The sequence below is a fragment of the Streptomyces tailanensis genome (assembly GCF_008386495.1).
Classification (GTDB): Bacteria; Actinomycetota; Actinomycetes; order Streptomycetales; family Streptomycetaceae; genus Streptomyces; species Streptomyces tailanensis.
Map to the genome: position 1 here is coordinate 21,757 of NZ_VTHJ01000081.1, position 15,032 is coordinate 36,788.

Consider the following 15,032-nt stretch of genomic DNA (forward strand, 5'->3'; position numbering starts at 1 on the left):
GGGAGGGTGGGCGCAGGCGGCGCCCTGTCAGCGCCGGCAAGCGCAACCGACCCCCGCCCAACACCAACTCCCGGGCGCCTCTCAAACGCGCTCACAGCCCAGGCACCAAACCCCGGGCCCTTCCACACGTACCCCAAGGCCAAGAACCCGGCCAAGTCACAGCGACAGCGAACCGGCGGAGGATGCACGAATCGAACGTGCGCGGGCTCAACACCCGACCACGGCTTAGCAAGCCGGTGCCTTACCACTCGGCCAATCCTCCGGGTGGGCGGCCCACGCGAAACGAATCGCGCGCTCGAAGCGGCCGCCCCGGGCAGCGTCCCAAGAGAGCGGACTCGACGGAGGGGTAACTACTCCGGAACCCGCCACGGGCTGCCCTGTCGGGAACTCGACGTACTGCGCCTGATGAACAGCATCGCCGGGCTCCTCTCCCAGAACATGGCGCCGGCTCGAGCCGGCGGCCTGAACACCAACCACTGTGCCCTGCCGCCTAGTTGCACGCCACCGAATATCCACCGCACGCCCGTCCACCGCGCAACACGGTCAACGGCGGCGCCACCTGCGCCGACGCGCCTTGCTGAAGAACCACCCGGCGGGCGGCTCGTCCGACCGCCACGGCTGGGGATCGGGCGCCTGCTCCCGCCAGCGCGCCGCGAGCATCCGGGCCCGCGCCGACGGCTCGGCCGTCTCCGCGGACCGTATGAAGTCCTCGTCGAACTCGACGTCGTCCCAGACGTCTTCGCCCTCGGCCCCGCTCTTGGAGCCGGACCTTGCCCCCGGCTCGATCCCGGCCCCGCTCCCCGGCACCGTGCCCTGCCCCTCGCCGCCGTCGGGCGACACCTCCGCCGTCATCCCCGTTCCTCCTGCCCTCGGGCCGCCCTTCCTGGCCGCGTATGCCCCATCGCTTCCCCCTTCGCCCAGTGTGCCCGGACGTACGTGAAGCCCCTGTCAAGATCAATAGTTGGACGGACGCCCGGGAATCCGCGAGGGCCCGTCCTCCGGAGCCGCCCAGCAGCCCCGGAGGATCCCGTCACTCCTCCCCGGCCAGCTTCAGCGTCCGCAGCTTCTGCCCCGCGTACCAGGTCGCGCCCGCCGTGACGACCGTCAGCAGGATCACCGCGGTCGGTAGCCCCACGTCGGAGGTCACGAGGTCGCCCTCGGTGACCTCGTGGGCCACGGCGAGCGCCCACTGCTGAACGCTGAGCGTGCGCGCACCGTCCACCAGGGACCCGAACAACGCCTCCCACACGAGCGCGTACACGAGCCCGAAGACGACCGCGTGCCGGGTCACCGTCCCCAGGAGCAGGAACATGGCCGCGTAGGCGATCGAGGCGACCAGCGCCGCCACCGTGTAGGCGACCGCGATCTGCTGTCCGTTGCCGTTCAGGATCAGGCCCGCGAGAAACGTCGGTATCGCCGAGAACGCCATGGTCACCGCGATCGCCACGATCAGCTTCGTGAGCATGATCGTCGGCCGCTTCACCGGCTTGGCCAGCAGATACACCACCGAGCCGTCATCGATCTCCGGCCCGATCGCGCCCGTTCCCGCGATGACGCCGATGATCGGCACCATCGTGGCGAGCGCGAACCCGCCGAGGAGGTCGACGGCCACCTGGTCGTCCGCGCCGCTCAAGGCGCGTACGGCCACGGAGATCACGATCAGCAGCAGGGGCAGCGCGCCGAGGATGAGGGCCCGACGGCGGCCGAGCAGGGCCCGGTAGGTGAGCCGGGCGACTGTGGGGTCGTACATCTTCGGCCTCCTACGCCGCGACGAGATACGAGAAGACGGACTCGAGGGACTCGTCCGACGGTGAGACCGTGAGCAGACGGATGCCGTGGTCCCGGGCCACCCTCGGCAACAGGGCGGTGAACCGGCCGAAGTCGACGGCCTGGATGCGCAACGCGCCCTCCGTCACGTCCACTTCGATCCCGGCGGTCGACGGGTCGGCGATCAGCGCGGCGGCCAGGGCCCGGTCGTCACTGGAGCGCACCAGGTAACGGTGCGGACGGTCGGTCATCAGACGCCGGATGCGCCGGAAGTCGCCGCTCGCCGCGTGCCGCCCGGCGACTATCACCTCGATATGGGCGGCCAACTGCTCCACCTCTTCGAGGATGTGGGACGAGAACAGCACGGTGCGGCCCTCGTCGCCCATGCGCCGCAGCAGGTCCATGAGCTGCATGCGCTGGCGCGGGTCCATGCCGTTGAAGGGCTCGTCCAGCAGGAGCAGGGACGGCTCGTGGACCAGCGCGGACGCCATCTTCACGCGCTGGCGCATGCCCTTGGAGTACGTCGAGATCTTGCGGTCCTGCGCGTACTCCATCTCCACCGTGGCGAGCGCCCGCTGAGCGGCCTTCGCCCCGAGTCCGTGCAACTCGGCGTTGGCGACGACGAATTCGCGGCCCGTGAGGAAGTCGTACATCGCCTCGCGCTCGGGGACGATGCCGATGTGCTTGTAGATCTGCTCGTTGCGCCACACCGGCTTGCCGTCGAGGGTGACGGAGCCCGTGGAGGGGGCGAGGAAGCCGCCCATCATATTGATGAGGGTGGACTTCCCTGCACCGTTCGGGCCGAGCAGGCCGGTGACACCGGGGCCGATCGTCATCGTGACGTCGTTGACCGCCACCACATTGCCGAACCAGCGCGATACGTGGTCGATGTTGAGCGTGGTCACAGCCCGGCCTTTCGGTAGCGGCGCATCAGCAGGCCGTAGCAGCCGGCGATGAGAGCCAGGACGACGAGGAGGTGAACGACTCCCTGCCCGCTGGACGGCCCATGGCCACCGGGGAAGTTGGAGGTGGCTCCCAGGAAGGCCGTCTGCACACCGTCTATGAGCGTGATGGGCGAGAAGAGGCCGAGCCAGGGCACCGCGTCACCGCTGTTCTGCACGTCGGCGATGGCCTGGACGGCGGACACGGCCCCGTAGGAGATGGTCAGGACGGCGATGACGGCGGCGATGCCGAAGCCGCGGCGCGGGGTGACCGCCGAGATCACCAGGCCGATGCCGGCGAAGAGGAGCGACAGCAGTGCCACGGACACCAGTCCCTGCCCGAATCCCTTGGTCTGGTCGGTGAAGTCGAGCTTGGCCAGCAGCGCGCCCACATAGAGCACGATCAGCGGCACGGTGGTGAGGATGAAGAGCGCCGAGGTCAGCGCCGCGAACTTCGCGCGGACGTAGTCGGCGGTCTCGATCGGGCGCGAGAAGTACAACGGCACGGTCTTGAAGCGCAGGTCGCGCGAGACGGACTGGGGTGCCTGGGAGGCGACGTACAGGCCGATCACGGCCTGCATGATGATCGCGTAGTCGGTGTACTTGATGGGCAGGTCGTTGGCCTGGGTGGCGACGGCGACCGCCACCATGATGGCCGCGGGGACACACATCACCGCGAAGAGCAGCATGGGCAGCACCTTGGACTTGGCCGAGCGGCCCAGTCCGTAGGCGCCGCGCAGGGACTGCGAGTACAGCGAGCGGCGGGCGTAGGCACGGCCCAGGCGGGGGCCGTCGTAGTTGCGGTAGCCGATGTTGTGGATGCGGCTCTGTTCGCCCGCGTGTGTGGGCTGTTCGCCGGCGCGGGCCGGGGCCTGTGCCCGGGTCTGCTCAACCGCCATGGCCGACTGCCTCCTTCCGTGCGTGCTGCGAGCCCTGGGCGTTCGCCTGCTCGTCGCTGTCCTTGAACACCTCGGCGATCTGATGCCTGCGCTGCTCCATGCGGACCAGGCCGAGGCCCAGGTCGGCGACGACGTCCCGGACCAGGTCGTAGGTCTCCTCGCCCTGGGCGGTGAGCAGCAGGATGTGCCCGGCGCCCGGGAGGCCGCTGCCGTCCGAGACGGTCATCCCGCGCGCGTGGAGCGCCTTGCGCAGCGCGCCGGTGCCGTCGGGGTGCTCGTCGGTGTCCGTGACCTCGATGGCGAGCGTGGCCGTGCTCTGGGTGAAGTCCCTGGTGGAGCTGGACCGCAGGAGCTTGCCGCCGTCGACCACGACGACGTGGTCGCAGGTGCGCTCGAGCTCGCCGAGCAGATGGGAGGTCACGAGGACGGAGATGCCGAAGTCGGTGTGGATTCGGCGGATCAGGCCGAGCATCTCGTCGCGGCCGACCGGGTCCAGGCCGTTGGTCGGCTCGTCAAGGAAGACCAGCTGCGGGTCGTGCACCAGGGCCTGGGCGAGCTTCACGCGCTGCTTCATGCCCGTGGAGTAGCCGCCGATGGGGCGGTATCGCTCTTCGTACAGTCCGACGTGGCGCAGGGTGTCCGCGGTGCGCTCACGTGCGGCGGTCGGCGGGAGCCCCGACATGCGGGCCATGTGCACGACGAACTCGGTGGCCGAGACGTCGGGCGGCAGGCAGTCGTGCTCCGGCATGTATCCCACGCGCTCCCGGATGTCGCCGCCCTTGCTCGCGACGTCGAGTCCGAGCACCTCGGCACGGCCTTCCGTGGCGGGGGAGAGACCCAGCAGGATCTTGATCAGTGTGGACTTGCCGGCGCCATTGGCACCGACGAGTCCCGTCACACCGGGTCCGATGTCCACGGAGAGCCGGTCAAGAGCGGTCACCCTCGGGAACCGCTTGCTCAGGCTTTCGGTCGCGATCACAGTCACGAATTCGACATTAGGGCTGCCGGACGTAGCGGTCGTCACCCCGCAGAGCTGTCTGCGTCTCACTCTCGAGTCGTACGGGCCCGTAGGGGGTATCAGCCGCCGGTCCCCCTAGGGGTCACCCTGAGGTCGAACAACAGCAGGCCCGCGCGTCGAGCCGCGGCGGCCGCCACGAAGCCAAACGCCCACGGTCACCAGGAAGTTGAACGACCGGCTTCCCCGGTTCGTTCCCCCAGCCTTTCCACAGCTTTCGCGCCTGCCTGGTTTTCCACAGGCGCGGCACACCCCTATTGACGCGGCCTCCAACAACTGTCACATTCGCCCGTGTCACATTGCGAACACGGACCGTAGTCGACGGAGACGAGTGGAGGCGGTGGCATGACCTCGGCGGTGAAGGGTGAACGCGCGACGGAGCTCAAACGGTTCCGGCAGGTGCAGACCCTCGCGTACGAGTGCGCGGAAGCGGTCGCGGCGCAGCTGAAGCCGGGCGTGACCGAGCGCGAGGCGGCGCGCATGCAGCGCCGCCGGCTGCGCGAGCGCGGGGTCCAGGACTGGTTCCATCTGCCCTTCGCCTGGTTCGGCGACCGCACGGCGTTCGTGAACTTCCGCATACCGCTGCAGTTCTTCCCCACCGACCGCCGGCTGATGGAGGACCTGGAGGCGCACCGCGAGCTGATCCTGCGCGAGGTGCGCGAGCGGCGGCCGCTGCGCGAGATCTACGAGGACGTGGACCGGCTCATGGTCCGCCAGGGATACGCCAACCGGCATCGCGCGTACCCCTTCGGCGTCATCGCGCACAAGGTGGCCCGGGTGAAGGAACGGCGCTGGTCACCGCATGTCCTCGGGTTCGGTACGCAGTCGCTGAAGGGGCTGGCGGCCGACGCGCTGCACGGACACCGCGACGGTTGGTCACCGCTGTGGTCGCCGTACCGGTTCTCCGACCACCCGGCCCGGCCGGGGTGGGCGGTCGAACTGCACCTCGGTTTCCGGGGCACGGGCGTGAAGTTCGAGGAGATCCTGGTCGTCACCGACTCCGAGGACCCCGAGGAGAGCGCCTTCTGGCTGGACGACGACCTGCCCCACGTATGGCGGTGGGCGGAGGAGAAGTGCCGATGAGCGAGGGGGAGCAGATGAGGCGTGTGGTGGCGCTCGAAGGCGCCCGGGAGCGACGGGTGCGCGCGGACGGAGTCGAGCTGTCCGTCGCCGAACTGGGCGATCCGGGGCCGCCGACCGTGGTGCTCCTGCACGGCTACCCCGACTCCAAGGAGGTCTGGTCCGAGGTCGCCGTACGGCTCGCCGAGCACTACCACGTGGTGCTGTACGACGTACGCGGCCACGGCGGTTCGACGGCACCGCGGCCCCTGCGCGGCGGGTTCACGCTGGAGAAGCTGACGGACGACTTCCTGGCGGTCGTGGACGCGGTCAGCCCCGATCGGCCCGTGCACCTGGTGGGGCACGACTGGGGGTCGGTGCAGGGCTGGGAGTTCGTGACGGTCGGGCGCACCGAGGGCCGCATCGCGTCGTTCACTTCGATGTCGGGGCCTTCTCTCGATCACCTCGGCCACTGGATCAAGCGGCGCGTGAAGCGACCGACCCCGCGCCGGATCGGCCAGCTCCTCGGCCAGGGCGCCCGGTCCTGGTACGTCTATCTGCTGCACACGCCCGTGCTGCCCGAGCTCGCCTGGCGCGGCCCGCTCGGCAAGCAGTGGCCCGGACTGCTCCAGCGGGGCGAAAAGCTGCCCCCGGGGCACTACACCGCACCGTCGCTTCCGACGGACGCGGCGCACGGAGCATGGCTGTACCGCGACAACGTACGGGCCCGCCTGACCAGGCCCCGCGACGACGCGTACGCGCATGTGCCCGTGCAGCTCATCACGCCCCTGGGCGACGCGTTCCTGTCCGAGCGTCTCAATGACGAACTGGCGCTGTGGGCTCCGCAGTTGACCCGCCGCACCGTCTCCGCCCGGCACTGGGTCCCGCTCACGCGTCCCGACCAGCTGGCCGCCTGGATCACCGAGTTCGTCACCGCCACCGAGGGCGGACGGCCCGCGCCCATGGCCACCGGCAAGTACGCGGACCGGTTCGGCGGACAGTTGGTGCTGGTCACCGGCGCGGCCGGCGGCATCGGCCGGGCCACCGCCTTCGCGTTCGCCGAGTCCGGCGCACGCGTGGTCGCGATCGACCGAGACACGGAGGGCGCGGCCCGCACCGCCGAGCTGGCCCGGCTGATCGGCGCACCCGAGGCCTGGGCCGAGACCGTCGACGTCTCCGACGAGCAGGCCATGGAGAAGCTCGCCGCGAAGGTCGCCACCGAGTACGGCGTGGTGGATGTGCTGGTGAACAACGCGGGTATCGGGCTCTCGGGATCCTTCCTCGACACCACCGCCGAGGACTGGCGGAAGGTCCTCGACGTCAACCTGTGGGGTGTCATCCACGGCTGCCGGCTCTTCGGCAAGCAGATGGCCGAGCGTGGGCAGGGCGGCCACATCGTCAACACCGCCTCGGCGGCGGCGTATCTGCCCTCCAGGACACTGCCCGCGTACAGCACCTCCAAGGCTGCCGTGCTGATGCTCAGCGAGTGCCTGCGCGCGGAGTTGGCCGGGAAGGGCATCGGGGTGTCGGCGATCTGCCCTGGCATCGTCAACACCAACATCACCTCGACCGCGCGTTTCGCCGGCGTCGACGCCGAGGAGGAGAAGCGCCGCCGGCAGAAGACCGCACGGCTGTACAGGCTGCGGAATTACCCGCCGGAGAAGGTCGCGGACGCCGTCCTGCGCGCGGTCGTACGTAATCAGGCTGTCGTCCCCGTCACCCCGGAGGCCCGCGGCGGCCGCCTCATGTCCCGCTTCACCCCGAGAGCACTGCGCGCGCTCGCCCGACTGGAACCGCCGCTGTGAGCCGGGCGTGATCACGCGGGCGGCTACGGCGCAGGAGCCACCGCGCAATGCGGGCAGCGACAGCACAGAGCCGCCCCGCGGCACGACCGCCGACAGCGCCGGAGGTTTGGCGCGCACGGAAGCGTGGCGCGCGAAGACAGAAGGAGGCAGGAGGACCGTGAACGACGAATCGGCCGGGGCCGAGTACCGCATCGAGGACCTGGCGCACCGCAGCGGCGCCACGGTTCGTACGATCCGCGCCTACCAGGACCGCGGACTGCTCCCCAGGCCCGAGCGGCGCGGCCGGGCGAACGTGTACTCCGACGCACACCTGACCCGGCTGCACCAGATCGCCGACCTCCTCGACCGTAGCTACACCCTGGCCTCCATCAAGGAACTCCTGGAGGCGTGGGACACGGGCCGCGGCCTCGGCGGTGTCCTCGGCCTGGTCGCGGAGGTCGACGGGCCATGGACCGACGAGGAGGCCGTACGCATATCGCGGGCCGACCTGGTCGAGCGGTTCGGCGGCGCTTCGGACGAGGCTGCCGTGGCGGACGCGGTCGAGCTGGGCGTACTGGAGCCCGTGCCGGGTGAGGAGGACCTGTTCCTCGTACCGAGCCCCCAAGAGCTGGCCGTGGCCGCCGAGTTGCACGGGGTCGGGGTCCCACTGTCCGCGATCGCGGGCCATCTGCGCGAGTTGAGGGGGCAGGTGGAGCACATCGCCGCCCGTTTCCTGGACTTCACCACTGAGCACGTGTTCGCGCGCTACCTGGGGCAGCATCAGCCGCCGACCGAATCCGAGGCGGCCGAGGCCGCGGCACTCGTACGGCGGCTGAGACCGCTCGCACAGCGGACGGTGGACGTCGAACTCGCCCGGGCGATGCGGCTCTTCGCCACCCGGCAGCTGCGTCGGCACCTCGCCTCGGAGGAACCCTCCGAGCGCTCGGACGAGTCGTGCTCGGTGCTGATCCCGGTGTCCGCAATGCGGGCCGTGGAGAAGCTCGTCGGTCCCGAGCAGGCTCCGGCTTTCATTACGGCGGCGGCCGAACGGGAAGTACAGTCACGCACCTTGGACGCGCTCGCGGCAAGGCGCGACAAAGGAAGCGGAATTGCCCAATAACCCTGAATCGGATGACTGGTTGTCCACAGAATCTTCAATTCCCCTGTGGATAACTCCACTTGGCTGTGGATCAAACATCCGGATCAAAATCAGGTGCGTGATGCGTATCTCACCGGGCACGCTGGCGAGATGGACGAACGACGCACCGTGAAGGTGTCGAAGTACCTCTCGAAGCACCTGCGACACCAGCCGGAGCGCATCGGGCTCACGCTCGGCGAGGCCGGCTGGGTCGAGATCGACATGCTCATCGAGGCGGCCGCCACGCATGGTTTCCGCTTCACCAGGGCGGAGCTCGACCATGTGGTCGAGTCCAACGACAAGCGACGCTTCGCCGTCGAGGACGGCCGCATCCGCGCCAGTCAGGGCCACACTGTCGAGGTCGATCTCGGACTGCCCTCCGCGACCCCGCCGCCGTACCTCTACCACGGGACCGTGGCGGCATACCTGGGCGCGATCCGGGCCGAGGGCCTGCGCGCGATGAACCGCCACGATGTGCATCTCTCGCCCGACCGCGAGACCGCCACCCGGGTGGGCGCCCGCCGCGGCCGCCCCGTCGTGCTCTCCGTGGACGCCGGCGCCATGCACCGCGACGGTCACGTCTTCCGCGTCAGCGACAACGGCGTATGGCTGACCGAGGCCGTACCGCCCGACTACCTGCGGCTTCCGGAGTCGCACTGAGCCCTGGCCGGACCCGGCGCACCTGGCCCGGACCACCCGGCGCTGCGCTTACGCTCGATGGATGAGTCTGCGTCTGAGCACCGTGATCCTGCCGTACCTCCGCTGGCACGAGGGCGGCCGTGCGACCTGGCAGCGGACCGAGCAGCTCGGGTTCCACACCGCGTTCACCTACGACCATCTGTCGTGGCGGACTTTCCGGGACGGGCCGTGGTTCGGCGCGGCCGCGGCCGCGGCCGTGCCGACCCTGACCGCCGCGGCCGCGGTCACCGACCATCTGCGCCTCGGCACCCTCGTGACCTCGCCGAACTTCCGCCATCCGGTGACCCTCGCCAAGGAACTGATCTCCCTCGACGACATCTCCGGCGGCCGGATCACCCTCGGTGTCGGCGCGGGCGGCACCGGCTTCGACGCCACCGCGCTCGGTCAGGAGCCGTGGACGCCGCGCGAGCGCGCCGACCGGTTCGCCGAGTTCGTACCCCTGCTCGACCGGCTGCTCACCGAGGACTCCGTGTCGTACGTGGGCGACCACTACTCGGCCCACGAGGCGCGCAATATCCCCGGCTGTGTCCAGCGGCCCCGGCTGCCCTTCGCGGTGGCCGCCACCGGGCCGCGCGGGATGCGGCTGGCCGCGCGGTACGGGCAGGCTTGGGTGACCACCGGGGACCCCAAGCTGTACGAGACGGGCACCCCGGAACAGTCGATTCAAGCCATTCGCGGGCAGGTCGAGAAGCTGGCCGACACGGCCGCCGCGCTCGGCCGTGACGCGGCCGGACTCGACAAGATCCTCCTCACCGGCTTCACCCCCGACCGCGGTCGACCGCTCAAGTCGGTAGACGCGTTCGTGGACTTCGCGGGTCGGCATGCGGAGCTGGGTTTCACCGACATCGTGATCCACTGGCCGATCCCGGACTCCGACTTCGCGGCGGACGAGAAGGTCTTCGAGCAGATCGCCATGGAGGCACCGGCCCAGCTGTCCTGAGCCCACGTGATGGTGACAGTCGCAACAGAACGCGGCAGCCGGGCCGTATCGGCGCAGGTAGAGGCAAGGAGCATGGGGCGGTAACCACTCACCTGTGCGGGCGCCCGCACGACCGTGCGCGTATATGCGTGAGAATGGGATCCGTGACCTCAGCGACGAGACAGCCCGAGACCCCGGCCCCGACCGTACCGCCCCGGCTGATAGCCACGGATCTCGACGGCACCCTGCTCCGAGACGACAAATCGGTCTCCCCCCGTACGGTCGCCGCTCTCGCGGCCGCCGAGCAGGCGGGCATCGAGGTCTTCTTCGTCACCGGCCGCCCGGCCCGCTGGATGGACGTCGTGAGCGAGCACGTCCACGGCCACGGCCTCGCGATCTGCGGCAACGGCGCGGCCGTGGTCGACCTGCACGGCGGCCCGGGCACCCACCGCTTCGTCAAGGTCCGCGCGCTGGCGCGGGAGAACGCGCTCGACACGGTGCGGCTGCTGCGCGAGGCCGCACCGGGCACGGTGTACGCGGTCGAGCAGACCTTCGGCTTCAACCAAGAGCCCGATTACCCGAAGCTCCACATGGAGGTCCCCGACACCCTCGCGCCCGCCGAGAAACTGCTGGCCCCGGGCGGTGTCGCCGACGACGAGCCGGTCCTGAAGATCCTCGCCTACCACCCCTCGCTCGACCCCGACGCCTTCCTCGCCACCGCCCGCATCGCCGTCGGCGACCGCGCCACCCTCACCCGCTCCAGCCCCAGCGCCCTGCTGGAGATCAGCGGCCCGGGCGTCTCCAAGGCCAGCACCCTCGCCCTGTGCTGCGCCGAGCGCGGCATCTCCCACGAGGAGGTCGTCGCCTTCGGGGACATGCCGAACGACGTCGAGATGCTCACCTGGGCGGGCCAGTCGTACGCCATGGGCAACGCGCACCCGGACGTCGTCGCGGCCGCCTCCGGCCGAACCGTCGCCAACAACGACGACGGCGTCGCGGTCGTGATCGAGCAGCTGCTGGCGGCCCGGCCGTAACCACGACCACCAAAACCGAAGCCTCCACCCCGTACTTGAGCAGCCACGGCACGGGGCCACGCCCGACCCCGACCCCGGCGTGCCCCGTACCTCGAAGTGCAGGTGCGACCCGGGGGAGTTGCCGGTGGCGTCCGACTGGCCGATCCGCCCGGAAACCCGGCGCTCAAACCCGTGCCAGCAGCTCCCCCGCCGCCTCCCGCTCGACCATCGTCCGCAATGGGCCGTCGACGGCCGCCAGTTCCTCGTACGTCCCGCGCTGCGCGATCCGCCCCTCCGCCAGTACGACGACCTCGTCCACGGCCTCCAGCCCGGCCAGCCGGTGGGTGATCAGCAGGGTCGTACGGCCCTCGGTCGCGGCCAGCAGGTCCGCGGTGAGCGCGTCGGCGGTGGGCAGGTCGAGGTGTTCCGCGGGCTCGTCGAGGACGAGGACCGGGAAGTCGGCCAGCAGCGCGCGGGCGAGGGCGAGCCGCTGACGTTGGCCACCGGACAGCCGCGCCCCGTGTTCTCCGACCAACGTGTCCAGCCCGTCCGGCAGTTCGTCGACCCAGTGCCGCAGCCGCGCTCGCGCGAGGGCGTCCCGGAGTTCCGCCTCTGTGGCGTCCTTCCGGGCCAGCAGAAGGTTCTCCCGCACGGAACTGTCGAAGAGGTGCGTGTCCTGGGCACACAGCCCGACGAATCGCCGTACGTCATCACCGTCGAGCGCATAGGCGTCCACACCGCCCAGGGTGTACGTCCCCTCACGCGCGTCCAGGAAGCGAAGCAGCACCTGCGCGAGCGTCGTCTTGCCCGCCCCCGAGACACCGACCACGGCGATCTTGCGCCCCTGTTCGAGGGTGAGGTCCAGCCCGTCGAGCGCGTCCCGCTCCTGCCCGGCGTACCGGGCGCCGAGCCCCGCGAGCCGCAGCGGGAACGGCGACACCGGCGCCTCGGTCGGCGTCTCCGGTTCACGTACGGGGTCGGGGGCGTCCAGCACCTCGTGCACGCGCTCCGCGCTCCTGCGCACCCGCTGGCGGAACTGGACTGCGAGCGGCAGCCCCAGTACGGCCTCGAACGCGGCCAGTGGGGTGAGCACGACGACGGCCATGGCCACACCGCTCAGCCGCCCGTCTACGACCGCCTGTGCACCCAGCAGAGCCGTGGCCGCGACGGTGAGCCCGGAGACGAGCGCGGTCAGTCCGTCGCCGAGCGCGGTGGCGGTGGCGGCCCGGGAGGCGATCCGGGTGAGCGCCCGGTCGGCCCGCCGCGCCTCGGCGGTACGAGCGGGCAGAGCACCGGCGACCGTCAACTCGGCAGTGCCGGTGAGCAGGTCGGCCACCCGGGTGGCCAGCACCCCACGGGCCGGTGCCAACCGGTGCTCTGCCCGCCGGGCCACGGCCCCGGTCACCAGCGGCACGCCCGCCCCGGCGGCGAGCAGCCCCACCGCGAGGGCGGCCCCGGCCTCGGGCAGTAGCCAGGCGGTGAACCCGATGGAGACGGCGGACACGACCACCGCGGCTCCGGCAGGCAGCAGCCAGCGCACCCAGTAGTCCTGCAGGGCGTCCACGTCGGCGACCAGCCGCGAGAGCAGATCGCCCCGCCGGCTGGTACGCAGCCCCGCGGGCGCCAGCCGCTCCAGCCGCCGATAGACGGCCACCCTGGTGTCGGCCAGCATCCGCAGCACCGTGTCGTGCGACACCAGGCGCTCCGCGTACCGGAACACCGCCCGCCCGATACCGAACGCCCGCGTGGCCGTCACGGCGACCATCAGATACAGCACCGGAGGCTGCTGCGAGGCCCGCGAGATCAGCCACCCGGACGTCGCCATCAGCCCGACTGCACTGCCCAGGGCAAGGCTGCCGAGCAGCAGAGCGAGCGCGAGACGACTCCGGCGAGGGCCGGCCATACGTCGAACCCGGCCCAGCACACTTCCACGCGTGCCTGGGGCCAAGGCCTGCTCCTGCACACGCTCGGTCTCCTGGACACGCGCGGCTTCCCAGTCAGCAGGGCGGCTGCTCATAGCCACCCGCTCAACACGCCGGGTCCCGGACGCCGCAGCGGACTCCGCAACGGGCTCTGAGGAAGCCTCCAGCCGCACCACCCGATCCGCGACCTCCAGCAGCGCGGGCCGGTGCACCACCAGCAGCACTGTTCGGCCCACCGCCAGCCGCCGTACCGCCGCCACGACCTCCGCCTCGGTCTCCCCGTCCAACGAGGCCGTCGGCTCATCAAGGAGCAGTACGGACCGGTCGGCGAGGAACGCCCGGGCGAGGGCGAGCCGTTGCCGCTGTCCGGCGGAGAGACCGGCACCGTCCTCACCGAGCGCTGTGTCGGCCCCGGCGGGCAGGGCATTCACGAACTCCATCGCCCCCGCGTCGGCGAGCGCCCGCCGTACCGCCGCGTCATCCGCGTCCGGACGGGCCAGCCGTACGTTCTCGGCGATCGACCCGGCGTACAGGTGCGGCCGCTGCGGCACCCAGGCCACGCGCGAACGCCACTCCGTCAGGTCCAGCGAAGCCATATCGGCGCCCCCGACCGACACCCGGCCCTCGGTGGCCTCCGTGAACCCCAGCAGGACGTTCAGCAACGTCGACTTGCCCACACCGCTCGGCCCGACGAGCGCCACCGTCTCCCCGGGCGCCACGGTGAAGGACACGTCCGAGGCGGCGTCGTACGACCGCCCCGGATACCGAACGGTCACCCCTTCGAAGCGGATGTCGGCGGAAGACGGCACAGGCCGGGTCCCGGACTTCGGCACCGGTGTCTCCAGCACCTCGAAGATCTCCTCGGCCGCCGCGAGCCCCTCGGCGGCGGCGTGGAACTGAGCGCCCACCTGCCGGAGCGGCAGATACGCCTCAGGGGCCAGGACGAGGATGACCAACCCGATGTAGAGGTCCATCTCGCCGTGCACGAGGCGCATTCCGATGGTGACCGCGACCAGCGCGACCGAGATCGTCGCGAGCAGCTCCAGCGCGAAGGACGACAGGAACGCGATCCGCAGCGTCCGCAGCGTCGCCTGCCGGTACTCCCCGGTGATCCGCTTGATCGACTCGGCCTGCGCCTTGGCCCGGCCGAAGACCTTGAGCGTCGGCAGCCCGGCGACGACGTCCAGGAAATGCCCCGACAGCCGGGACAGCAGCCGCCACTGACGGTCCATCTGTGAGCGTGTGGCCCAGCCGATGAGCACCATGAAGATCGGGATCAGCGGCAGCGTGCCGACGATGATCGCCGCCGACACCCAGTCCTCGGTGACGATCCGCGCGAGCACCGCCACCGGCACGACGACCGCGAGGCCCAACTGCGGCAGATAGCGCGAGAAGTAGTCGTCGAGCGCGTCGACGCCACGGGTGGCAAGGGCGACCAGCGAACCCGTGCGCTGTCCACTCAGCCAGCCGGGGCCCAGCTCGGTGGCCCGTTCCAGCAACCGGCCCCTCAGCTCCGATTTCACAGCCGCGCTCGCGCGATGAGCGGCCAGCTCAGTGAGCCAGGAGACCAGTGCACGGCCGCCCGCCACGGCCGCCAACAGCAGTAGGAGAGTCCAGAGTTCGGCAACCGACATCCCATGCTGGAAGGCACCGACCACCACCTCAGCGATGAGCATCGCCTGCGCGATGACCAATACCGCCCCGACGGCGCCCAGGCCGACCACCGCCACCAGGAAGAGGCGGGTGGCACGGGCGTACCGCAGCAGTCGCGGGTCGATCGGTTTCACGTGAAACACCCTCTTCTCGGCGGCATGTTTCACGTGAAACATGCCCCTTCGGTCCCGGGAGGTGTGTTTGGCGATGTTTCACGTGAAAC

At 70.6% G+C, this 15,032-nt stretch carries 12 protein-coding genes and 1 tRNA gene; 6 read left to right on the plus strand and 7 right to left on the minus strand.

Features of this window, described 5'->3' with window-relative positions; translation table 11 throughout:
• Positions 1-176: 176 nt before the first annotated feature.
• The 6 genes from F3T56_RS40535 to F3T56_RS40560 all read right to left on the minus strand — a co-directional run bounded on the left by F3T56_RS40535 (position 177) and on the right by F3T56_RS40560 (position 4,586).
• Positions 177-262: transfer RNA gene (locus F3T56_RS40535), tRNA-Ser, on the minus strand.
• A gap of 281 nt (positions 263-543) precedes the next feature.
• Positions 544-786 carry an SGM_3592 family protein gene (locus F3T56_RS40540; protein WP_149830479.1) on the minus strand — a complete coding sequence of 81 codons (243 nt, stop codon included), beginning with the start codon at positions 784-786 and terminating at the stop codon, positions 544-546.
• Positions 787-1,030: 244 nt separating this feature from the next.
• Positions 1,031-1,750, minus strand: a complete 720-nt coding sequence (locus F3T56_RS40545; protein WP_149830470.1) for an ABC transporter permease subunit — start codon at positions 1,748-1,750, stop codon at positions 1,031-1,033.
• A 10-nt stretch (positions 1,751-1,760) separates the two neighbouring features.
• Positions 1,761-2,672 (minus strand): ABC transporter ATP-binding protein, encoded by a 912-nt coding sequence (locus F3T56_RS40550; protein ID WP_149830471.1) that lies wholly within the window; start codon positions 2,670-2,672, stop codon positions 1,761-1,763.
• Entirely contained in the window at positions 2,669-3,607 is a 939-nt protein-coding gene (locus F3T56_RS40555) for an ABC transporter permease (protein ID WP_172639376.1), read from the minus strand. Before F3T56_RS40555 ends, F3T56_RS40550 begins: the two co-directional genes overlap by 4 nt.
• A complete protein-coding gene (locus tag F3T56_RS40560) occupies positions 3,597-4,586 on the minus strand; it encodes an ABC transporter ATP-binding protein (RefSeq protein WP_149830480.1) in 990 nt (329 codons plus the stop codon). Before F3T56_RS40560 ends, F3T56_RS40555 begins: the two co-directional genes overlap by 11 nt.
• Positions 4,587-4,967: 381 nt before the next feature.
• Here F3T56_RS40560 and F3T56_RS40565 point away from each other — a divergent pair, with 381 nt between their 5' ends.
• The 6 genes from F3T56_RS40565 (at position 4,968) to F3T56_RS40590 (ending at position 11,255) form a co-directional block, all read left to right on the plus strand.
• Positions 4,968-5,705 carry a M24 family metallopeptidase gene (locus tag F3T56_RS40565; RefSeq protein WP_149830472.1) on the plus strand — a complete coding sequence of 246 codons (738 nt, stop codon included), beginning with the start codon at positions 4,968-4,970 and terminating at the stop codon, positions 5,703-5,705.
• A complete protein-coding gene (locus F3T56_RS40570; RefSeq protein WP_246204352.1) occupies positions 5,702-7,486 on the plus strand; it encodes an SDR family oxidoreductase in 1,785 nt (594 codons plus the stop codon). The genes F3T56_RS40565 and F3T56_RS40570 overlap by 4 nt, the downstream gene beginning before the upstream one ends.
• A 157-nt stretch (positions 7,487-7,643) precedes the next feature.
• Entirely contained in the window at positions 7,644-8,585 is a 942-nt protein-coding gene (locus F3T56_RS40575; RefSeq protein ID WP_149830473.1) for a MerR family transcriptional regulator, read from the plus strand.
• A 129-nt stretch (positions 8,586-8,714) separates the two neighbouring features.
• Entirely contained in the window at positions 8,715-9,263 is a 549-nt protein-coding gene (locus F3T56_RS40580) for an RNA 2'-phosphotransferase (RefSeq protein WP_149830474.1), read from the plus strand.
• Between the two features lie 61 nt (positions 9,264-9,324).
• Positions 9,325-10,242 (plus strand): LLM class flavin-dependent oxidoreductase, encoded by a 918-nt coding sequence (locus tag F3T56_RS40585; protein WP_149830475.1) that lies wholly within the window; start codon positions 9,325-9,327, stop codon positions 10,240-10,242.
• Positions 10,243-10,385: 143 nt separating this feature from the next.
• A complete protein-coding gene (locus tag F3T56_RS40590) occupies positions 10,386-11,255 on the plus strand; it encodes an HAD hydrolase family protein (protein WP_149830476.1) in 870 nt (289 codons plus the stop codon).
• 163 nt (positions 11,256-11,418) lie between these two features.
• Here the strand turns inward: F3T56_RS40590 and cydD are convergent, their stop codons facing one another.
• Positions 11,419-14,952: a thiol reductant ABC exporter subunit CydD gene (gene cydD, locus F3T56_RS40600; protein WP_149830483.1), complete on the minus strand. Its 3,534-nt coding sequence runs from the start codon at positions 14,950-14,952 to the stop codon at positions 11,419-11,421.
• Between the last annotated feature and the right edge of the window lie 80 nt (positions 14,953-15,032).